The sequence below is a fragment of the Desulfosediminicola ganghwensis genome (genome assembly GCF_005116675.2).
GTDB classification, from domain to species: Bacteria; Desulfobacterota; Desulfobulbia; order Desulfobulbales; family Desulfocapsaceae; genus Desulfopila; species Desulfopila ganghwensis.
Genome location: NZ_CP050699.1, coordinates 3,608,545 through 3,629,399 on the forward strand (window position 1 = coordinate 3,608,545; position 20,855 = coordinate 3,629,399).

General features: G+C 46.3%; 19 protein-coding genes. 11 read left to right on the forward strand and 8 right to left on the reverse strand.

Annotated features, from left to right (window positions below):
* Nucleotides 1–46: 46 nt before the first annotated feature.
* The 3 genes from fabD to ileS are packed head-to-tail and all read right to left on the reverse strand — an operon-like array spanning nt 47 to nt 4,295.
* Entirely contained in the window at nt 47–988 is a 942-nt protein-coding gene (gene fabD, locus FCL45_RS15360) for an ACP S-malonyltransferase (protein ID WP_136796651.1), read from the reverse strand.
* Nucleotides 985–1,470, reverse strand: coding sequence for a signal peptidase II (gene lspA / locus FCL45_RS15365; protein ID WP_136796650.1), 486 nt, complete (start codon nt 1,468–1,470; stop codon nt 985–987). The genes fabD and lspA overlap by 4 nt, the downstream gene beginning before the upstream one ends.
* Nucleotides 1,471–1,472: 2 nt before the next feature.
* Nucleotides 1,473–4,295 carry an isoleucine--tRNA ligase gene (ileS, locus tag FCL45_RS15370; RefSeq protein WP_136796649.1) on the reverse strand — a complete coding sequence of 941 codons (2,823 nt, stop codon included), beginning with the start codon at nt 4,293–4,295 and terminating at the stop codon, nt 1,473–1,475.
* Between the two features lie 556 nt (nt 4,296–4,851).
* On the opposite strand from ileS, the gene ftsE reads away from it, so the two are divergent.
* Genes ftsE through FCL45_RS15395 form a run of 5 tightly spaced genes read left to right on the forward strand, consistent with a single transcriptional unit; the run spans nt 4,852 to nt 9,546 of the window.
* Nucleotides 4,852–5,559: a cell division ATP-binding protein FtsE gene (ftsE, locus tag FCL45_RS15375; protein ID WP_228721345.1), complete on the forward strand. Its 708-nt coding sequence runs from the start codon at nt 4,852–4,854 to the stop codon at nt 5,557–5,559.
* Entirely contained in the window at nt 5,556–6,443 is an 888-nt protein-coding gene (gene ftsX / locus FCL45_RS15380) for a permease-like cell division protein FtsX (RefSeq protein WP_136796648.1), read from the forward strand. The genes ftsE and ftsX overlap by 4 nt, the downstream gene beginning before the upstream one ends.
* A gap of 11 nt (nt 6,444–6,454) precedes the next feature.
* Nucleotides 6,455–7,792 carry a murein hydrolase activator EnvC family protein gene (locus FCL45_RS15385; RefSeq protein ID WP_167495720.1) on the forward strand — a complete coding sequence of 446 codons (1,338 nt, stop codon included), beginning with the start codon at nt 6,455–6,457 and terminating at the stop codon, nt 7,790–7,792.
* Between the two features lie 33 nt (nt 7,793–7,825).
* Entirely contained in the window at nt 7,826–9,157 is a 1,332-nt protein-coding gene (locus FCL45_RS15390) for a S41 family peptidase (RefSeq protein WP_136796646.1), read from the forward strand.
* Nucleotides 9,157–9,546 (forward strand): DnaJ family domain-containing protein, encoded by a 390-nt coding sequence (locus tag FCL45_RS15395; RefSeq protein WP_136796645.1) that lies wholly within the window; start codon nt 9,157–9,159, stop codon nt 9,544–9,546. The genes FCL45_RS15390 and FCL45_RS15395 overlap by 1 nt, the downstream gene beginning before the upstream one ends.
* Nucleotides 9,547–9,640: 94 nt before the next feature.
* Here FCL45_RS15395 and FCL45_RS15400 read toward each other — a convergent pair whose 3' ends face one another.
* Nucleotides 9,641–11,332: a serine hydrolase gene (locus FCL45_RS15400; RefSeq protein ID WP_167495719.1), complete on the reverse strand. Its 1,692-nt coding sequence runs from the start codon at nt 11,330–11,332 to the stop codon at nt 9,641–9,643.
* A 220-nt stretch (nt 11,333–11,552) separates the two neighbouring features.
* The gene (gene era / locus FCL45_RS15405) at nt 11,553–12,461 is read right to left on the reverse strand and encodes a GTPase Era (RefSeq protein WP_136796756.1); all 909 of its coding nucleotides are present in this window, start codon (nt 12,459–12,461) and stop codon (nt 11,553–11,555) included.
* A 236-nt stretch (nt 12,462–12,697) separates the two neighbouring features.
* On the opposite strand from era, the gene FCL45_RS15410 reads away from it, so the two are divergent.
* Complete coding sequence (locus FCL45_RS15410) at nt 12,698–14,701, forward strand: RNB domain-containing ribonuclease (protein ID WP_136796643.1); 2,004 nt, start codon at nt 12,698–12,700, stop codon at nt 14,699–14,701.
* 48 nt (nt 14,702–14,749) lie between these two features.
* Here FCL45_RS15410 and FCL45_RS15415 read toward each other — a convergent pair whose 3' ends face one another.
* Nucleotides 14,750–14,944, reverse strand: a complete 195-nt coding sequence (locus FCL45_RS15415; RefSeq protein WP_136796642.1) for a hypothetical protein — start codon at nt 14,942–14,944, stop codon at nt 14,750–14,752.
* Between the two features lie 296 nt (nt 14,945–15,240).
* Between FCL45_RS15415 and FCL45_RS15420 the strand changes: the two genes are divergently transcribed.
* Together FCL45_RS15420 and FCL45_RS15425 are read left to right on the forward strand one after the other, a co-directional pair.
* Entirely contained in the window at nt 15,241–16,209 is a 969-nt protein-coding gene (locus FCL45_RS15420) for a helix-turn-helix transcriptional regulator (RefSeq protein WP_136796641.1), read from the forward strand.
* Nucleotides 16,210–16,254: 45 nt separating this feature from the next.
* Nucleotides 16,255–16,665 (forward strand): hypothetical protein, encoded by a 411-nt coding sequence (locus FCL45_RS15425; RefSeq protein WP_136796640.1) that lies wholly within the window; start codon nt 16,255–16,257, stop codon nt 16,663–16,665.
* A 27-nt stretch (nt 16,666–16,692) separates the two neighbouring features.
* Here FCL45_RS15425 and FCL45_RS15430 read toward each other — a convergent pair whose 3' ends face one another.
* On the reverse strand, nt 16,693–17,310 hold the full coding sequence (locus tag FCL45_RS15430) for a LysE/ArgO family amino acid transporter (protein ID WP_136796639.1): 618 nt from the start codon (nt 17,308–17,310) through the stop codon (nt 16,693–16,695).
* A 97-nt stretch (nt 17,311–17,407) separates the two neighbouring features.
* On the opposite strand from FCL45_RS15430, the gene FCL45_RS15435 reads away from it, so the two are divergent.
* Nucleotides 17,408–18,322 carry a LysR family transcriptional regulator ArgP gene (locus FCL45_RS15435; protein ID WP_136796638.1) on the forward strand — a complete coding sequence of 305 codons (915 nt, stop codon included), beginning with the start codon at nt 17,408–17,410 and terminating at the stop codon, nt 18,320–18,322.
* A 240-nt stretch (nt 18,323–18,562) separates the two neighbouring features.
* On the forward strand, nt 18,563–19,171 hold the full coding sequence (locus tag FCL45_RS15440) for a DUF2284 domain-containing protein (protein WP_136796637.1): 609 nt from the start codon (nt 18,563–18,565) through the stop codon (nt 19,169–19,171).
* Between the two features lie 2 nt (nt 19,172–19,173).
* Here the strand turns inward: FCL45_RS15440 and FCL45_RS15445 are convergent, their stop codons facing one another.
* Nucleotides 19,174–19,698: a 2-thiouracil desulfurase family protein gene (locus FCL45_RS15445; RefSeq protein WP_136796636.1), complete on the reverse strand. Its 525-nt coding sequence runs from the start codon at nt 19,696–19,698 to the stop codon at nt 19,174–19,176.
* A 277-nt stretch (nt 19,699–19,975) separates the two neighbouring features.
* Between FCL45_RS15445 and FCL45_RS15450 the strand changes: the two genes are divergently transcribed.
* Nucleotides 19,976–20,431 (forward strand): glycine zipper family protein, encoded by a 456-nt coding sequence (locus FCL45_RS15450; protein ID WP_136796635.1) that lies wholly within the window; start codon nt 19,976–19,978, stop codon nt 20,429–20,431.
* Nucleotides 20,432–20,855: the final 424 nt, after the last annotated feature.

Here is a 20,855-nt window from a genome sequence, read left to right on the forward strand (position 1 = left end):
CTTACAGAAACGGTTTTTGGATGAATGTACTAAGGACTTTCAATCATTAAGACAGCTTGGCGAGACAAGCCGAAAGGGACTCTGGAGTATCACACTGAAGCGTGGTCAGCTTGACACCCTTGGGTTTGATCTTCCGCAACATGCCCTTGAGTACGGTCTTTGGTCCGACCTCGATAAAGGTATCGACGCCATCCTCAATCATCTGGGTAATAATCTCGCACCAACGAACCCGCGAGGCAATTTGTCGCCCCATCATCTTTTTGATATTTATCGGGTCTGCGGAAGTTTCGGCAGAGACGTTAAAATATACAGGGGTCTGAGGCTCCTTAAATTCAACTTCAGTAAGAAAATCTTCAAAATCCGGTACCGCATCCGCCACCAGCGGGCTATGATTTGCTACACTGACATTGAGCGGAATTACCTTGGCGCCTTTTTCTTCTGCCATTACACTGATGTCGTCAAGACCTTGCATATCTCCGGAGATAATAACCTGTTCCGGCGTGTTGTGATTTGCTGTCGTTACAACACCCTCACCCTGGTACTTACTGATAAGCTGGTCAACTTCATCTATTGTCAAACCAACCACAGCCCGCATACCACCAGGATTCTGACGGCCTTCACGCTCCATGAGCGAACCACGCTTAGCCACCAGCCGAATAGTATCTTCAACGCTAAGTACCCCGGCCGCACACAGTGCGGAGTATTCGCCAAGGCTGTGACCTGCAAAGTAACTTACCTTTTGCTCACCGAGTTCTTTCTCCATCGCTTTCCAGCAGATGAGATTGGTCGCGGTAATCGCCGGTTGCAGATTGGCGTTCATGGTAAGTTCTTCCATCGGGCCGTTGTTTATGAGTTTTTCCAACGGCAAATCACTAATCTCTTCGGCAAGTTTCAGCAAATTGTTGCTTTCAACACTTTCCTGTACGAAATCGCTGCCCATACCAAGATATTGTGAACCCTGACCTGGAAATATAACTGCTATTTTCATTGAACGTTCCCCTTCTGACCTTTTCTTGATTCCAAGAGAGAGATCAGGATAAATACACCGGCACCAACACATATGGCTGAATCCGCAACATTAAATGCCGGCCAGTGGTAGTTTCCTACATATACGTCTAAAAAATCGACCACTGAACCAAAGCGAACCCTGTCAACAAGGTTACCGGCTGCTCCTCCCGCAATACTGGCAAAAGCAAAGCAATACCACGGGCTCTCTTTTCTCATTACAAAATAGCCGATGGTCAAGCCAACCATGGCGACAAGTCCCACTCCTAAAAAGAAGTAGTGGCGCCATGGAGAATCCACATCAGCTAAAAAACTAAATGCTGCACCCGAATTCGTCACGAAGACGAGATTGAAGAATCCAGGGATAACTTCCCTGGATTCATACAGGTGAAACGAATTAACTATCACATGCTTCGTGTATTGGTCCGCGATAAAGACTATCACGGCAATTATAAAATATGGCACGTCTACTCTTCAGCTGGCAAGTCCATTTCTGCAACAACACCTGCACAGCGCTCGCAGATTAACGGATGATTGCTGTCCATACCTACTGTGGTAGAGCGTGTCCAGCAACGTTCACATTTAGCACCCGGTGCGGGCCGAACCGCAACCTTCACTCCGGGCAACTCCTCACTTGCTATAACGTTCTCTACAACACCGGATGCTGTTTCGAGATCGTTGAGCTCGGAGACGATTGAAATCTCTTTGATGGTCTGCCATTCCTGTTTGACAAACTCAGCGAGTTCTCCTTCAACAGAAAGCAATACCTCTGCTTCCAGTGGATGTCCAATCACTTTCTCCCGCCGTGCGTGCTCAAGAGCACCGGTAATTTCGGAGCGAATTTTAATCAGCCTGGTCCAACGTGCCTCTCGCTCGGCATCAATACCTGTCTCGGCAGGCGCTGGGAAATCCGAGAAGAACACGCTCTCATTCAGAGCTGTCTTCTGGTCATGCCCGTGCAGAGACTCCCAGGCTTCCTGAGCGGTAAAACTCAACACAGGGCTCATCAGTCTGAGCAAACCATCAAGGATATCATAGAGCACAGTCTGCGCTGCCCTGCGTGATTCAGAATCTGTTCCCGCAGTGTAGAGACGATCCTTTATGATATCAAGGTAGAAAGCACTCATGGTTGTACCACAAAAATAGTTCAGACCATGATAGATCGAATGAAATTCATACTTTTCGTATGAAGTGTAAACCCTGGATTTCAATTCTTCAAATTTTGCCAGTGCCCAGCGATCGAGTTCCGGAAGATTCTCAATTGCGACCTGGTGAACTGCGGGATCGTAATCGCTCAGATTACCAAGCATATACCTGATGGTGTTTCTGATCTTTCGATAGGCATCAGAGACCTGGCGCAGGATCTCGTCGGAGACCTTTACGTCGTCCTTGTAATCTTCACTGCTGACCCAGAGACGCAGGATCTCAGCACCGTACTTTTCAATGACCTCGCCCGGAGCTACGACATTGCCAACAGACTTGGACATCTTTTTACCGGCGCCATCAACAACATAACCATGGGTAAGAACGCCATGAAACGGTGCACAACCACGAGTTCCCACAGAGGTCAGTAAAGAACTCTGAAACCAGCCGCGATGCTGATCGCTACCTTCGAGGTACAAATCCGCAGGTGCTCTCAACTCGTCACGGATTTCACACACTGCGGCATGGCTGACTCCTGAATCAAACCATACATCGAGGATATCCTCTTCTTTAGTGAAATCAGTAGATCCACATGAACAGCTATGACCTTCCACAAGGAATTCCCCGACGTCATGTCTAAACCACGCATCGGCACCCTCTTTGAGAAACAGCTCATCGATTTTGTTTACCACTTCTTCGCTGCGCACAATCTCACCACAGGAAGAACAGCTGATTACGGTAATCGGTACACCCCATGATCTCTGGCGCGACAAACACCAGTCAGGACGCCCCTCAACCATAGATTGGATACGCTGCATGCCCCAGGAAGGAGTCCATTCAACCTTTTCGATCTCACTCAGAGCCTTGTTGCGAAGCTCATTTTTCTCCATTGAGATAAACCACTGCGGAGTAGCACGATACATAACCGGCTTTTTGCATCTCCAGCAGTGCGGGTAGCTGTGATGGATCTTGTTCTGGTGAATCAGTACTCCTGCTTCGAGCATATCACTGATAATGCGCTGGTTGACCTCAGGCACTTTTTCGCCGGCGTATGGCCCTGCCTCTTCAGTGTAGGTTCCATCGTTATTCAAAGGAGAGAGAATCTCAAGCCCGTAACGCAGACCTGTCTGGTAATCGTCGGTTCCGTGACCCGGTGCGGTATGAACACAGCCGGTACCGGCATCGGTGGTTACATAATCAGCCAGAACCAGCAGCGAATCCCTGTCGAGGAAAGGGTGACGGCAATTCTTGCGCTCAAGGCCAACCGCTGAAAAAGTTGAAACGATCGAATAATCTTCAATCCCAGCCTCGCTCATGACTGTTTCAACCAGCTCTTTTGCGATTACCCAGGTCTCTTCACCAACCTTGACCGCAGCATATTCAAAATCAGGATGCAGAGCTATCGCCAGGTTCGCAGGCAGGGTCCATGGCGTGGTTGTCCAGATAACTACGAACACCTTTTCTCCTGCAAGTGCTGAATCGACATCAGAAATGTCGTCTTTTACAGGGAATTTCACATATACCGATGGTGAGGTGTGGTCGTGGTACTCCACTTCCGCCTCAGCTAGAGCCGTGGTACAGGTTGAACACCAGTAAACTGGCTTCTTATTACGTATTACAGACTCTGAGAGCAGGAAGCGGTTGAACTCACGGGCAATGGCAGCCTCATACTCATAGGTCATGGTAAGATATGGCGCATCCCAGTCGCCCAGCACACCCAGCCTCTTGAATTCGGCTTTCTGGGTTTTAATCCACTTTTCAGCGTATTTGCGACAGGCACCACGCTTGGAAAGCTTCGGGATTACTTTTTTCTTCTCGCCAAGCTCTTTGTCTACATTATGCTCAATAGGCAGCCCGTGACAGTCCCAGCCCGGAATGTATGGCGCATTGAATCCAGCCATACGGCGTGACTTGAGAATGATATCCTTGAGAATCTTGTTGAAGGCGGTACCAAGGTGAATATGACCGTTCGCATATGGCGGGCCGTCATGCAGTACAAACAGAGGTTTTTCTGCAGAGTGCTCCTGGAGCATTTTATACAGTCCCTCTTTTTCCCAGCGTTTAAGGTATTCCGGCTCTCTTTGTGCAAGATTCGCCTTCATTTTGAACTTGGTCTGGGGCAGATTGAGAGTTGCCCTATAGTCCATGATATTCTCCTTTCATGTAAATCACTTCAACCAGAGACAAAGTCATAGTTGTCAAGTGTTAACGAATGTTTTGTTTGGGTGTTCAAGAGCCGTTGGCTAGTATCACATAAAACGAATAAAAATAACAACTGCGCTTGAACTTGCAAGGTTTAAAAAAAATGCATGGAACCAAGCCGCTTATCTTTGCGATGTGTTCGACAACGTTAATCTGAATAACCCGGTTTGTTTTGGGTAAATACTAATTTCCCAGTCAGTCAGTTACACCTTTGTTTGTGCTTACGGTGAATTCACCACTATCCGGAACGATACCTATTCTGATTTTTCTCATAAAATTGAGATCATTTTGACTACTACCTTCATAATATCAGGTTAAAACGACTATTTTCGTATATGACGTCAGCCCTTAATTGTGGTATAAATTCTGCCGAGGACTATTTACTTTGCAGTTTCCTTAGGTTATACCCTTATTTAAAGTAAAACCCTTAAATTATCAGGCCCTCCAAGCCGCGAAAGTAATATCGATCATTTTCGATCAATAGCATTGATTTTAGATTCCATGACAAACAGCGCCAAAAGTCAAGACATCCCGATGGTAGAACTGATCAAGGTTTTCAAGCGATATCCACCTGATGTCGCTGCTCTGACAAACATTTCCCTATCAATCGGACGCGGCGAAAAGTTTTTTATCATCGGTCGCTCCGGAGCTGGCAAAACAACTCTTTTAAAGCTTGTTTCGAGTATGGAGCCTCCCTCAAACGGGCTTATAGAGGTTTCAGGCAAATCGATTCACAAAATACGAGGAGCAAAACTGGCTCGTCTTCGCCAAAAGATAGGGGTGGCCTACCAGGACTTCAAGTTACTCCTCGATCGAACTGCTGCTGAAAATATCGCAATCTCCATGGAGGTCTCATATAAAAAACCGCAGATCATACGCAATCGTGTTCGATCGCTACTTGAACAGCTAGATCTCTCCGATAAACATAATACCATAACGGCTGAACTCTCACGTGGAGAACAGCAGCGGGTTGCCCTTGCCAGGGCCGTCGCCAATTCTCCAACCATGGTACTGGTGGATGAGCCTACAGGCAATCTCGACGCCGATACCACAGAGCGTGTCGTGAAATTACTTAATAACAGTCATAAATCAGGCGCGACTGTGATTATAGCTACCCATGATGAGTCTATTTATACAGATAGTTCCAGTCGCATTATGGAACTGAGGGGTGGCATGATTCACTCTCTCACAGGAGGTACAGCTGTATGAGTTTCTGGTTTACGGTAATACGACAGGTGGGGCGGAACCTCAGACAGACCTGGATGTCGCAGATCATGACTTTGCTCACGGTCAGTCTTTCGGTGCTTATTTTTACTCTGTTTTATCTCATCTATATGAACATGCTCAATGTCAGTGACCAATTGAGCGACGACCTGCGACTGATCGTATACCTTGAGGAAGAGCCGGTCCCCGAGATGAAGGAACAATTGAGAAACAAAATTCTCGCTTTCGATGATGTAGAGAGTATCAAATTTGTTTCGAGCGAAGATGCTTTTACACAATTTTCCGAGCAACTCGGCAATGACCGCGATGTGTTGGAAGATATGCCCAGGGATTTCCTTCCCGCCTCTATCGAAGTCACCCCACTGAAAACATTGAGGAGCCTCAACCAGATTCAGCTCTTCTCCGGCTATCTGGCTAAATTGCCCGGTACCATGAAGGTACAGTATGGAAAAGACTGGATTGAACGTTTTTTCCATTTCACCAGGTTGCTCTCTATCGTTGTCCTGCTCAGTGGCAGCCTACTGATTTTAACGACTGTTTTCATGGTTGCCTATACCATTCGTCTTACTATTATGGGACGGCAGGATGAACTTGAGTTGTTGAAGCTTGTCGGAGCCACCAATAATTACATACGCACACCATTTCTACTCGAAGGTTTTTTACAGGGAGCACTTGGTTCGACAGTCGGTCTTGCTTCCCTCTACCTCCTCTTTCAATGGATCACCATTCGCTTTACCGGCCAGGGATTTCTCAACCTGATTGATTTTGCCTTCTTCCCGCCTGCCACGGTAATAGCGATCATTGGTATATCGATTCTGCTCTGCGCAGTTGGCAGTCACACTTCAATGCGACGGTACCTGCGTATATGATTGATATTATCATGACATCAACCCGATCGCATGACAGTCAAGGCTACCGGCTACCCGCACGGAGTAAACGCAAATGGTCCAGTGCGCCTCAAAAATCCCGGGCCGGATATAAGAGTGTTGTGTTTTATCTTTTATGCTCGGCTTTTATTTTGAGCCCGCCGATACTCGCAGCATCAACAGATGTCGACGCCTTTACCAGAAAAGAAATTCGCAAAAATATTGAAAGCCACAGGATCAACATCCAAAGACTTCAGCTTGGTATTCATAACCAGCAGGATCTATCTCGCAAATCCGTTCAAAAAGAAAAAAACGTTCTACACGAGCTTGAAGAGATAAACCAGAAGCTTCAGAAACAACTGGTAAAAGTTTCAAAACTCGAACAGCAGACACAACTTCAGCAGGAACTCATAGCTACCAAAGAGCAGGAAATTTCCCAGCTACAGACAGATAAGAAAAGGGTCCTGCACCATTTCACAAAACGTGGCAGCGCCTATTATAAAATGGGTAAAATAGGCTTCCTGAACGTTACCTTCTCTTCCCGGTCACTTCCTGAACTGCTGAGATTTCAGGAAGCGTTCCAGACAATGATAGAATATGATCAGAATGTAATACGCAAATATCGCGCCAAAATCCATGATCTGGAACGTGCAAGGGACGCATACGCCTTGGAGAAAGGGGTTCTGCAGGAGTTTATAGCAAATACCAGGGCCGAAAATGAAGAGACAGCCAAGATCCGGGCCAAGAAGGAACAGCTTCTTACTCACATTCGTACCCAGAAACATTTACATGACCAGGCGGTTCTGGAAATGGAGGCCTCTGCTGCCCAACTCTCCGCAAACATCATTCAGCTCAAAAGCCAGGAAGAAGACCTCAAACATGTCTTCTCTCGCTCAAAGGGCAAATTGCCCGTGCCTCTTTCAGGAGAAGTCATCACCTTTTTCAACCAAGAGAAAACCAATAATCTCGGAGTACTGCGAAAGTCAACAGGTATAGCTATTGACGCACCGGAGGGTTCTCGTGTTCAGGCCATTGCTGACGGAACTATAATATTTTCTGGATATTTGAGAGGATACGGGAATACAATTATCATACACCACGGATACCAGTATTACTCTATTACCTCAAGAATCGACAAGATAGCTGCCCAAAAAGGTGACAATGTCAAATCAGGCAGTTATCTCGGCCTCTTGAGCGAGACTGGCACCCTCCTTGATGAAGGATTGTATTTTGAAATTCGTCATGGAAAAGAATCTCAGGATCCGTTGCAGTGGATTGATACCAGTAAGCTGGATATCCAGGAAGCTGAACTTGAATTCAGCGATCTCAATTCCTCTCTCAAGCAAGGGTGATCCGGAAAGGATCACCTTGGTCGGAGCCCCAACATGAGAAGCATAGCGCTCGTTTGCCGTCTTACCTTTCTTTTTCTGACTTTCCTTCTTGTCTCATCGACACTCTCCCATTCCGAATCGGCTGAAAAAGCCAAGCAGAGACAGGAGACCTACCAGCAGCTGGAAGTATTTGCCAACGTGCTGAGTATCTTGCAAGATAACTACGTCGAAGAAATCGATACGCCTGAAACGATTAACGGCGCTATAAGAGGTCTCCTCTACTCGCTCGATCCGCATTCCGCCTATCTGGACTCTGAAGGATTCAGCGAACTTCAGGAAGAGACACAAGGCCAGTTCTCAGGTATCGGCATAGAAGTCACTATCAAGGATGACATTCTGACTGTTATCAGCCCAATAGAGGGCACACCGGCAGACCAAGCCGGGCTTAAAGCAAAAGATGTAATCGTAGAAATTGATGGCGAAAAAACTAAGGAGATGGGTGCAGTTGAAGCTGTTAAAAGATTACGAGGCCCCAAAGGAAGTAGTGTTAAAATAACAGTATTCAGAGAAGGCTGGAGCGAGTTTAAGGAATTCAATCTTACCCGTGACATTATCCCCCTCCAGTCCGTACGATCTTTCATGCTTGCACCTAACATTATCTACTCCCGTATAACAAACTTTCAGAGTCACACCACCGAAGACTTCAAGGAAGCGATAGCCCGGCTTTCTGCAGATACAGAGATCAAAGGCCTTATCCTTGATCTTCGTAACAATCCCGGCGGCCTGTTGAATCAGGCTGTAAGCATTACGGATTTGTTCGTTGACGAGGGTCTCATTGTATACACCAAAGGCAGAACCGAGAACCAGAACATGTCGTTTAAAGCCAAAACTTCGCCTCAGGATTACCAGTTTCAGCTTGTTGTACTGGTCAACGAGGGTTCGGCCAGTGCTTCTGAAATTGTGGCCGGAGCCTTACAGGATCACCAGCGCGCGATAATTGTCGGCACCAGGACTTTCGGCAAAGGTTCCGTCCAGACTATCATACCTCTTCCCGGTGGCGCAGGATTACGTGTTACCACAGCACGTTATTTTACCCCCAACGGAAAATCCATACAGGCCACTGGTATTTTACCTGATGTTGAGGTACCTTTTGTGCCATGTAACGGCCAGGTCGAAGAGAGTGACGAGGATGAAGAGAAATTTCGTGAATCTGATCTGAAAAATCACATCCCCGGCACTGAGAAAGCTAAAGATACCAAAACCGAGTCAGAGCAAAATCAGGCTAAACAGAGGCTGGCTGAAGATAATCAGCTGCGCTCAGCCTTGAATATACTGAAAAGCCTTAATCTCTACTCACGATTTTGTGAAAAGGACAACGAGACCTAATGGATTGCCTCACCTTTATTGCCGAACAAAAGATCGCTCAAGCCATTGAAAATGGCGAATTAAAAACATCTGGCTGGAAAAACAAACCACTCAAGCTCGAAGATGACCATATGGTTCCCGATGACCTGAAAATGGCATATAAACTGCTTAAAAATGCTGGCTACATTCCACCAGAGATTGAGCAGAGAAAAGAGATAACCAGACTCGAAGAACTTATCGCGAAAACGGAAGACGAGCATGAACGTTTGCAGCAGATGCGAAAACTCAGCGTTTTATTAATGAAGGTCGATGCTAACCGTATCACACCAGCCAACATCTCCCACGATGATGAGTATTATCGTAAGCTAGTTGAGAAAACTTCCGTTCATTCCACAAAGAAAGATAAATAACTTCGAAAATCCACCCAGGCACAAAAAAAAAAGCTGAAACCGTTCTGAGTGAACGATTTCAGCTTTTTTAATGTTCTATACAATGAACCTATGACTACATGAAGTTATGCTTCTCCTTCATGTCCTGGTAAACGATCGTCGAGACCTTCCTGATAACGTTGCCCCGGGTGAGCATCCAGTTTCCATAATTTGCGGGCCTGGAACTTCCCTCGATAACCCCGATAATTGCGTATGGATAGCGCTTTCCCTGGCGGGTTTTGGCGACGATAATCCCCATATCCCCACAAAGGTGGGCTGTTGAACCTGTCTTATTATAGACCAGTGTTCCTCGTGGAATCGGAGTTCCATAATAGAGGCGGTCACGTTTGGGCAGGGCCATAATTCTTCGGATTTCTTTACTGTATGGCAATTCCACATTCCATAACGCTCTTAGGAAACGTATGTAATCTGACGGCGGTGCCGAGTTTTTATAGGTTCTGCCACTGGCTGGAATATATTCAGTGATAACAATATTGCGAAATATCGATCCGTAGTGATTTCTCAGCAAACGCTCTGTTGCCGCAGGCCCTCCCACCTGGCGAATTGCCCAGTTTGTAGCAGTGTTACTGCTACGCTGAATCATCGCCTCAAGCATCCGCCTACTCTTTGGTCCATATTGTATTTTGCCGTTCTTTACCTGATGAAAGAAGGCCAGGGCAACAAACGGTTTAATCATACTGGCAGCCTGAAATTGCTGATCGCCATTGATATTGACCAGACTGCGATCATTTTCGAGATCATAAACCATCCAGCCGGTACGCTCGTCACCTCGAATTTGTCCCTTTCTCCGCAACTCCTTGATATATTGATTAATATTCGATTCAACCAGTGTTCCGCTCGAAACTGCGTACACTTTTTTAGTCTTCGTTTGAGTGATGGCTACGATTTTTTCAGGTTTGTTAACCTTTGCAGGAGACTGGGGCTGTACTTCTTTTTCAGGAGATTCCAGAACGATCGTCTCTGACGGTTGGCTCTCCCCGGACTTCTGATCTCGGCTTGCAATAATTTTATTAGAAAGTTCACTGACAATCCGGTTTACGGCTGCCTCGACCTCCTCCGGCTTGATTGGCGATTCAGGTACTTCTTTTTCAGTCGCACCCTCACCTGCGTCCGTTACCTGCGTATCATCTCCTTTCTCGGCCACCTCTTCTGGTGAAGAATTGCTAGTATCATCAAGAAGGCTTGACTCACCATAGACTATCGGATTGTTATTTTCCGGGGTAATTGAGGTCTTTATATGACGACTTTTCAGCATTCTGGCGTGACTCTTCGCCACATTCATGGTGGACCGTCTATCACCCTGCCGTCTGTAAATAAGAATGTAATTGTTTGAATTGGTCTTCTCAATGAAGAGATCTTTACCGACCTGTTCCCCAAGGATCACATACACTCTAGTATAGAGTTTTTTCAGAGAGTCCAGATGCGGACCGAGACCATAACTGACATTGTAAAGCCGGTCATAGCCCTTTTCCTTGATAGCCCAGGCCTCATCCAAACCTGCCTTACGGAGCAACTCACCCTGCCTGGCAATGCTTAAAATGACATTTCTGGGGGAATCGTTGGCATCGTAGATCACCCCATACTCTTTGTCTTTGGTAACAACCTTCAGACCCCGGGAGATGTCTTCATCGAGCAACTCCTGAAGTTGCTCCTTGTAATCGAGAACCCTTTCCAGATCTGAATCCCAGATATACATGATGTCATAGGTATCTTCCTCGGCACGGACACCTTGAGCGGCGAACAGCATGGAAAATACCCACAGCAATATGAGAAAAGAAGATAAGAAGACAGGAGAAATGAATGTATTCTTCAACAAGTGCATTATACCGCTCTATCCTGGATGCAAGAACCTGATATATTTACCGAAATAAATCCGGAGAAATGATTTACGAAACGCAGAAGACAGAGCATCGTAACACGTGCTTTTCGGGCTCTTCAACCCAAATTATCAAGATTTTCCAGAATATTTAAAATCCCAGCTCTTTAAGAAATCTTTCGTCCTCGGACCATTTCTTCTTAATTTTCACCCAAAGCTTGAGCAGAACCTTTTCACCGATTAACTTTTCTATGTCAATTCTTGCAGCGGTGCCTATTGATTTGAGCTTTTTACCACCCTTGCCTATCACAATGCCTTTCTGGGAGTTCCGTTCAAGAACAATGGTAGCATGAATAGTGACCAGTTTCTTCTCCGAATCTTCCTTAAACGACTCAATGGTCACCGCGGTTGAATAAGGGATCTCCTGGCCAGTCTGCAGGAAAACCTTCTCACGAATAATCTCCGCGACCAAAAATCGTTCAGTGGCATTAGTTGGTATATCTTCAGGGAAATAACGCGGCCCCATGGGCAGCAAATCGAGAATCTCATTCAAAAGGATATCTGTACCATCTCCTCGCAGAGCAGAAAGAGGGATAACCGCCTTAAAAGGGAAAAGTGAGGAATAGGTTTCAAGCATAGGCAGCAATCGTTCCTTTTCCAGCAGATCAACTTTGTTCAGCACCATGATAGCCGGGCACTTGACCTGCTTCATAACCTCTGCGAATTCTTTCTCCTTCTCCTTTCTCAGCTTTTCCGGCATTGGCAGGGATATATCAATAAGAAAGAGAACAACATCGACATCGCTCAGGGAATCCATGGCAATCTTCACCATCTCCTGATTAAGCGGCACCCGTGACTTATGCAGGCCTGGAGTATCAAGAAGTACAACCTGATAATCATCCTCGTTGACCACACCAAGAATTCTGTTACGGGTGGTTTGTGGCTTCGGCGTTACAATGGAAATCTTCTGCCCCAGCAGATTGTTCATAAGCGTGGATTTGCCCGCGTTAGGTGGGCCGACGATAGCAACCATTCCGGATTTAACCGGTTTTCCAAACATATCCATAGATAATAAGAGTTAATTGAAGTGTAATAGTGAAAATAGTGTGCTTCAAATCGTGATTCACACTATAGTGAACATTCGTGCCTGAACATTTAAGCATTCATATAAATGATAGAAGATAATACGCATCGAAGTAACATGTGAACACTATTTGCGCTAGTTTTACTTCACCTACAACGCTTCTGCATGTGTCGCGTTTCGCATATAACTGATAGTAAAAAGCTTCTCACCCAATGATCGATTCTGGAAAAATCATAGAGTATCTGGATAATGGACGATTTATCTGTGCCTTGATCACGGAGGCCCAGCCTAAGCGGGTCCGCCTGATCAATCAAAATGGCAGGGAAGTTAACCTGCCGGCTTCGCGCATCGTTCATTGCTCCAAAATGGTCCTATCTCCTGAAACCAGCCGTGACACCCTGGTGAAAACTCTTAAAGAAATTACCGATAAACGGCAGGAGCTTGTCGACCAAATTTCCCTCAAGGATATCTGGGAGCTCACGATAGAAGAGCCCTCTGACACTTTTGATCCGGATTTTCTCGCAGAACTCTCCTTCGGTCAGGAACTTAATGACGACATAACCGCTGCCTTTCTTCGCTGCGTTTTCCTTGATAAATTGTACTTCAAATATAAGGAAGGAAAGCTCCGGGCGCACAGCGAAGACCAGGTCGAGCAGATCCGCCTGCAGCGCGAGCGTGAAGCCCAGAAAGCAGAACTGATTGCCAAGGGTGCATACACTATACGCGAAATGATGCGTCATGGTAAATCGTCCCAGGAAACCACCCGCTGGCAGGAGGAATGCCTGAAACTCCTCAGGGATTACTACCTGTTTGGAAACGACGCCGATAATGCCGACATTGCCAGACAGATCTTAAAAGAAGCAGAACTCACCCGGCCACACGACGCTTACCATATTCTCGTTAAAGCCGGTGTGTGGAACAAAAATGAAAACATACCATTGCTCAGATCAAATTTGTCGGTAAGCTTCAGCCTGCCCGCCCGCCAACAAGCTGAAGGTATACTGCAAAGCCGACTCGAGGATCTTTTCAACGACACGGGACGGGTTGACTATACCCACCTGAAACCAATGACCATCGATGGGGCTACGACTCTCGATTTCGATGATGCCCTCAGTGTTGAAAAGAAAGGTGATGACTACCTGGTTGGAATTCATATATCAGATGTTTCACACTATGTTCGCCCCGGTGACCCTCTTTTTCAGGAAGCGATGAAACGCGGTACCTCCATCTACTTTCCTGAAGGGCAAATCCCAATGTTGCCCCGCCACCTCTCTCAGGGTATATGCAGCCTCATACAGGGAGAGATCAGGGCCACTTTCAGTTTCATGATTCTGATGACCGCTGAGGCAGAAGTCAAAAGAGTTCGCATTCACCCTTCAATCATTAAAGTTGCCAGGCGCCTCACCTACGAAGAAGTTGACAGGATTATACAATCCGATGAAGAGCTTAAAATACTTAATGTTCTCAAACGGAAACTACGTGAAAGAAGACTCTCCCAGGGGGCATTACTACTGCCTTTCCCTGATGTAAACATCTTCATAGACACGGCAAGCAGAGTTCATGTCAGCCTTGGTAGAACCGATACTCCTGCAAGAACACTTGTCTCGGAAATGATGATACTCGCCAATAGCGAGGCGGCGCGTTACATTTCCGATCGTATGGTACCCGGTTTGTTCCGCAGTCAACCACCTTTGAGACAGCGTATTGTACATGGTGAAGACGATGATTTGTTTTTAAATATCCGGCAGCGCAAGCAGCTTCCTCGAGGTGAGCTTTCCACCAACGCCAACCCTCACAGCGGGCTCGGTGTCTCCCATTATACAACGGTGACCTCACCAATACGCCGTCTTCTCGATCTGGTAATGCAACATCAGCTCAATACCATCACCAGAAGGCTCGAACCATGCTTTACCGAGGATATGTGCAGAGACTTCTCCTCAATTATCACCAGGGCCTTGTCAGCAGCCAACAACGTTAAACAGCAGAGACATCGTTATTGGTTGATCAGGTATTTGCAGGAGCGAAAAGGACAACTCGTCAATGCTCTTGTTATCGACTCCGGTCCCAAAAGGGTCACCCTTGTTCTTACAGATATCCTGATGGATGTTGATCTTGCTTCACCTTCTGGTTACAGGCCAACACCTGGAACCACTATTCAGTTGAGAGTGAGTAAGGCTGATCCGATGGATAACACGGTTCGATTTGATTGGCCCTAGGTAATATGTTGTCAATTCTAACAACATATTACCCTTTTCGGTTGCAGCTTACTCCTTATCACGATCTGTCTTAATCTTCACCCTTCCCTTCTCGGGAAAGCCTTGAGAACGCGCACCACAATCCATCACCAGCACTGTGCCTTTTTTTTCAACGACTACGCACTTAGCGGTTGCGCCCACACTGTTCTCTGCACCCAGAACAAAAACTGCCATCAAAGCTGATATCACGGCTGCACCTTTCATCTCCGCCTCCTCTATATAGCGTTCACTTTACTCTTTTGTAGCGTTATTTATACATCCTCTACTGTTTTCGATATGAATGAAGCGTAATCGCCATGACATATTTAGTCAGCCGACATAGGCTGGTTTCTGCAGGCATCAGGCCCGACATGACCCGACATGAAGGTATATCTCCAAGTATATATGCCTAATTTCATGGATATTATATCTATTTGAAAACTCTTGGCTTCCAACCGATAAGTCGAGTTGGTATATTCCTGTAGGAAATACTCAACTCGACTCTAACCCAGAATTAAACTATGACCGAAACACAGCATCAGGGTGTCATGGCGATGGTAAAAATTGATGGCAGCAAAGCGAGACAACTCCGTGAGCAGAAATCTCTCACCCAGTTGTATGTAGCAACCGCCGTGCAAGTCACCACCGATACCATTTCCAGATGGGAAAATAGACGATACCCCACGATAAAGAGAGAGAACGCCCTTAAACTCGCCGAAGCTCTTGAAGTAGCTCTTGAGGAGATACTGGAAACACCGCCCGAACCGGTACCGAATGGCGAGGAAGCGGAATCACAACAACACAGTGTGAATTTCCAGCATGAAAAAGAGCGAAGGACCGAGACAGTCAAACAGGGTGTGTACGTTCGCTGGCCGATACTTCTGCTCTCCTCGACCATTGCTGCGCTTATTTGTCTGGTAGGCTGGGTTTACTTCAACATGGAGGATTCACCCTCAGTTGCTGTAACGGCCAAGAGAAACTTACCCGCTCATTGCACCCCGGGTCAGGTATTCCCTGTCAGCATTGAGGTAAACGTCCAATCAGACGAGCCTCTTGCCTTTATAGTAAAGGAGCAGCTACCCGACGGCTTTGAAGCTATTCAGGCCGCACCGGCACTGTCTAGTTCCGGTAAAAAGGTGAACACTCTCAAGTGGCTCCAGAAAGGTCACGGCAAACACATCTTCACATATACCGCCATAATGAAAGATACAACCATCGAAGCTGATGAGTTTTCAGGAGGCATCGCCATCAACAAACAATCCGGAGCTTCTTATTCCATCCTGGGGAGCGACACGATCATCGTAAGTGATTACCACTGGGCCGACAGCAACCGCGATCGGGTAATAAGCGATTCAGAGATCCTGACCGTATATGACCAGTACGGCGAAGTGGAAGTACACGGTATCGACCTCGATCTTATTGAAGAGATCTGGCTTGGCTCCGGATATACCTGGAACCCAGATACTCAAACCTACCAAATACTCCCGTAGAAGTTCAACAGGCAACCGATAGCAAGCGGAGGCATTCAATAATAAATGTGTACAATTAAAACAAACCATTCCTGTATTTATCGAATAATCATTACATTATTCACCCTGTTGTTGCTTTCTTCTATTGAGGCGATGGCCAAGGAGCCGGTAATCGGAAAATATCTAAGTTCCTCAGGGAATACGATCCGCCTTCAACTCTCAGTCAGTTCCCCGGCCCCCCAAAATCTGATACTGCAACAGCACCTGCCGCCAGGCACACGGGTCCTGTCAACCTCTCCAAAGGCCATAAAGATTTCTCAGAATAATGGTGTTGTCAAATGGCTCTTCAAGGGAGTATCGCCAGGCAAAATAGAAGTCGTGATGAAGATTCAGCCTCCAGCGGCAGGCTCAGTTCGCGGCTCCATTCGCTATAGAATGGCAGACGGCACCATGCACGAAAAGCCTGTCGGAAGATAACGTCAACCATACCCTCACGGCCTGTTACTATCCTGCTGTGAGGGAACGTATCGGCACAAGATGAAATGCTATAGTCCACATGGTAATGCAGATCAAACCATCCAATATTCTCCAGGCTGTTTTTCCATTTAAGATTGGCGAGAGCAAAACACCTCCAAGGCTTAAGGTGTAAAACCAGATAAAGGAGGCCAGGCACGCCCCCGCAGCAAAGACGTACCGCCCCTCAGCACCAAACTGCCCACTTATCCCTCCAAGAAGAACAACTGTATCCAAGTACATATGAGGGTTTAACAAAGTAACTGAAAATGTTGCCAATATCACGGCCCACCTGGAACTGTAGATATCATTTGCCTTCTCAAGTCTGTTGCCTGCAATCGCTGAGCGCAGCGAACAATAACCATAATATACAAGGAATAGTGCTCCACCACATCCTGCAACATTTCGTATAACCGGATTTTGCACTACTAGAGTCCCTACTCCCGCTGCACCTAAAAAGATGAAAAATGCATCGCAAAAGCTGCAAATAGTTGCCACAGCCCAGTTATGCTGCTTACGTACTCCTTGGGTCAACACAAAAGCATTCTGGGCCCCGATGGCGATGATTAGACCTGCACCAGTTGCCATACCCTGTAAAAACACATTCATGACCTACTCCTTTATTTGAAATGATTCACAGAGTACGCTACTAATACAAAGAAGGAAAATTAAATAATTTTATCATCCATTAGCACCCCTAATACTCATGCTCGATTACAAGCTACTAGAAGCATTTGCCATGGTCATTTTGGAAGGCGGGTTTGAAAAAGCTGCTCGAAAGCTTTGTTTAACGCAATCGGCTGTTTCTCAACGGGTTCGACAACTCGAAGACCTTTATGGGACGATACTGCTGAAACGGACAACCCCGCCACAGTCCACCGACTCAGGTCTTCAGCTCTTAATTCACTATAAAAAAGTAAAACAGCTGGAACGTGATCTTGATCAGCAAAATTCCGGTGATGAGAACACATTCCACTCCCTTTCCATAGGGGTGAACGCAGACACCCTGGAAACATGGTTCTTTTCTTCAGTCCAGAGACTGCTTCATCAGTACAATATTGTGCTTGATCTGCAGGTTGACGATCAGGATATGACCCATGAACTTTTAAAAGATGGCAAGGTTTGGGGTTGTATCAGCACCCGCCCGACACCTCAACAAGGTTGCACCGCCGAATTTCTCGGTGCAGTTCGTTATGGGATTTATGCAGCGCCGATTTTTAAAGAGAAATGGTTCTCTTCAGGCATAAACCTTGATGTCTTCCAGAATGCTCCACTGGTACGTTTTAACCGGAAAGATGAATTGAGTAGAAAAATTCTTACTGAAATTTTTGGTGAGTTACCAAAATCAATCGCCGATCATTCAGGACTGACACGACCACCGGTGTTCTTTGTTCCCTCCACTGAGATTTATGCGCTCTTCGTTACAGATGGATTGTGTTGGGGAGTGTTGCCGGAACAGCAAAGCAAGCCCTTGGAATCTTCTGGTAAAATTGTCAATCTCAGCCCCGAAAATTACGTCGATGTAAATCTCTTCTGGCATAGCTGGACTTTGAAATCAGAAACCATGCAGTGCTATTCAAAGCATTTCATCACCCAGGCCAGAGAAGTGTTGCACAATTAACTCTCTGTAATTCCCAATAGCTTTGTCGCATAAGAACCCGTTTTTGCGGTTTTTATGTCACATTTTTCGTCGGCGACGCAATCATTTGCCCTGGCTCTTTCAATGGTGGTGCATTTCAATTCAAAAAGCTGTAATCTTAGGCACATTTACAATGTTGTACGCGCGAAACCAGCCTGGAAGTTCCAGGGATTATCTACATGAAGGTCAGACCTTAATCACTTACATTTTCACTAATATCTCATGAGTAGCCATACCCCGAAGGAAGCTGGTGCAATCTCCGAATTAATTGCTTACGCAGAAAGCATTGGTGTCACCCGTGCCGCACGAATCTCTCCTCAGTCTGTTCTGGTCGAATCTCGATTAGCCGCATACTGCAGAGAACCCAAGTGTCCGTATTTTGGCCAATCCATGAGTTGCCCACCCCATGTCTCCGGGCCCGCAGGTTTCAAGAAACTGCTTGCCCAAAGTCGCCATGCTATAGTTTTGCGTATAGAGCTGGATGGAGACTCACTACACGGAAACGATCGACCGGAATCCATGCGACTCCTGCACTCATTAACTGCTGCAGTGGAACTTGAAGCGAAACGAAAGGGCTTTGACAATGCTCAGGGATTTGCCGGTGGTTCCTGCAAAAGAAGCTTCTGCGATGATTATGACAGTTGTGCGGTACTCTCCGGGGAAGCTACATGCCGTTTCCCCGACCAGGCACGGCCGTCCATGTCCGGGTATGGTGTAAATGTAGGCGAACTTATGAAAGAAGCAGGCTGGTCAAACAACCTTTTCGCTGAAGAACAGCAGGATAAGGAAAAACAGATGGCATGGATTGCCGGCCTGGTGCTCCTATTCTGATCTCAAAGTCCTGTCAGATGTTTCAAAACGTCCTCAAGTTGATTCTGACTGAAGACCTGAACACCGTTTTCCTTCAGTAAGGCTGTCGTTACACCCACTCCAGATATTTTTGCACCACTGAATGTACCATCGTAGATCATGGTAACCCCACATGATGGACTCCTTTCAGTTAAAATAGCCACCTGCACCCCGTTTTCCTCACATACTTGCAGGGCCAGTTCAGCTCCCTTGCTGAACTCCTCAGTAACATCAACATCTTGAGCTGTCTTAACCCGGGCGATTCCTGCAAGTACTGCTTTACCTCCTGTCTCCTCACCGTCCGTTCTGATTTCCGCTGGCGATCTCGGCACGGGCAATCCACCTGCCATTTCAGGACAACAGGGAATCATTACACTTTGATCTGATATTTTTTCCAGTAGAGCCTGATCCACCTCCACATCAGAACCATCATAGCGAACCTTTTCACCGGTCAGACAAGCACTGATCAATATCCTGACCTTTTCTCCAGCAATGGTTTTACCCGACATTCGACCAACTCCTCCAAAGACACAAAGATCAACTTATACTACTGTATTTACGTCACATAACAGCTAGCATCGGACCCGACATGCCCCTGCATGTACCCCTGAACCGAGGTAAAAGTAACCCCGTTTGACCAGATGTCAGCTATCTCTCTGAACAAAATGAAAATATAAATAACCCATACCCAGAAGGGATGCAGCAAGCTTTACAAATTTCATTAAGAATCAAGACACTATCATTAACCTTAATGCAATCAGTTCAATTACAACCAGGAGGCACATCATGAAAAGGACTCGAATAGCAATATTGGCAATCGTAATAAGCGGCCTTGGTCTCAATTCAGCCCAGGCAGGTGAAAAAGCATTAAACGGTATGCTCATCGGCGCTGGCAGTGGTGCAGTACTTGGCCAGGCTATAGGTCGGGATACAGAATCAACTATCGCCGGCACAGTTGTTGGCAGCATAACAGGCCTGGTAATAGGCAGTAGCCTTGATCATGGGAAAACACAATATGCGCACCGTAGGCCTCCTGTAAAACATGTCTATTATCCACCACCGAGATATAAACACAAAGCAAAGCATCATCGTCCCCATTATGCACCTCCGAAATATAAGAATTGCACCAAGGTGGTGAAAGTAAAAAACAAACATGGCCATAAAAAACGAGTGGTAACCACTACATGCTATGACAGACCTCACAAAGCACGATATCACCACCATCCGGTTGTCTATCGCTAAAATATAATCGTTATATTTTCTCTATAGTTTCAGCCGTCTCACCTGCAAACCAGACGCAACCATCTTGTGGTTGCGTCTGGTTTTTTCAACTAAAGTCCATATTTCAAAATGTTATAATATAGACATACCTGATTACACCCAAAGCTCAACCGCACGAATCGAAGCGTGAGGGTGAGCAGTTAGGGAAGAGCACAGCCTGAACCTAAGAATGTTTTCCCAGCAACTTGTTATAATGATTCGATTTCAGGAGGGCTATGAGCTGAATCAACCACCCCTCACCTCTTCAAGCTGAAGCCTGTGGGTAATCATAGTAGATTATGTGACTGATGTTACTACGCTAAAAGATACGTAACGCAAATCGGATTTCATGTTTCATCCCTTCTACCTTTTCACCCTCCCTTCACAAAATTTGGCAAGACAATTG

Coding starts and splice junctions, on each gene's coding strand:
- fabD (WP_136796651.1), bottom strand. CDS start 988: ATGAAAATAGCAGTTATATTTCCAGGTCAGGGTTCACAATATCTTGGT.
- ileS (WP_136796649.1), bottom strand. CDS start 4,295: ATGGACTATAGGGCAACTCTCAATCTGCCCCAGACCAAGTTCAAAATG.
- ftsE (WP_228721345.1), top strand. CDS start 4,852: ATGACAAACAGCGCCAAAAGTCAAGACATCCCGATGGTAGAACTGATC.
- ftsX (WP_136796648.1), top strand. CDS start 5,556: ATGAGTTTCTGGTTTACGGTAATACGACAGGTGGGGCGGAACCTCAGA.
- FCL45_RS15385 (WP_167495720.1), top strand. CDS start 6,455: ATGACATCAACCCGATCGCATGACAGTCAAGGCTACCGGCTACCCGCA.
- FCL45_RS15390 (WP_136796646.1), top strand. CDS start 7,826: ATGAGAAGCATAGCGCTCGTTTGCCGTCTTACCTTTCTTTTTCTGACT.
- FCL45_RS15395 (WP_136796645.1), top strand. CDS start 9,157: ATGGATTGCCTCACCTTTATTGCCGAACAAAAGATCGCTCAAGCCATT.
- FCL45_RS15400 (WP_167495719.1), bottom strand. CDS start 11,332: ATGCTGTTCGCCGCTCAAGGTGTCCGTGCCGAGGAAGATACCTATGAC.
- era (WP_136796756.1), bottom strand. CDS start 12,461: ATGTTTGGAAAACCGGTTAAATCCGGAATGGTTGCTATCGTCGGCCCA.
- FCL45_RS15410 (WP_136796643.1), top strand. CDS start 12,698: ATGATCGATTCTGGAAAAATCATAGAGTATCTGGATAATGGACGATTT.
- FCL45_RS15415 (WP_136796642.1), bottom strand. CDS start 14,944: ATGAAAGGTGCAGCCGTGATATCAGCTTTGATGGCAGTTTTTGTTCTG.
- FCL45_RS15420 (WP_136796641.1), top strand. CDS start 15,241: ATGACCGAAACACAGCATCAGGGTGTCATGGCGATGGTAAAAATTGAT.
- FCL45_RS15425 (WP_136796640.1), top strand. CDS start 16,255: ATGTGTACAATTAAAACAAACCATTCCTGTATTTATCGAATAATCATT.
- FCL45_RS15430 (WP_136796639.1), bottom strand. CDS start 17,310: ATGAATGTGTTTTTACAGGGTATGGCAACTGGTGCAGGTCTAATCATC.
- FCL45_RS15435 (WP_136796638.1), top strand. CDS start 17,408: ATGCTCGATTACAAGCTACTAGAAGCATTTGCCATGGTCATTTTGGAA.
- FCL45_RS15440 (WP_136796637.1), top strand. CDS start 18,563: ATGAGTAGCCATACCCCGAAGGAAGCTGGTGCAATCTCCGAATTAATT.
- FCL45_RS15445 (WP_136796636.1), bottom strand. CDS start 19,698: ATGTCGGGTAAAACCATTGCTGGAGAAAAGGTCAGGATATTGATCAGT.
- FCL45_RS15450 (WP_136796635.1), top strand. CDS start 19,976: ATGAAAAGGACTCGAATAGCAATATTGGCAATCGTAATAAGCGGCCTT.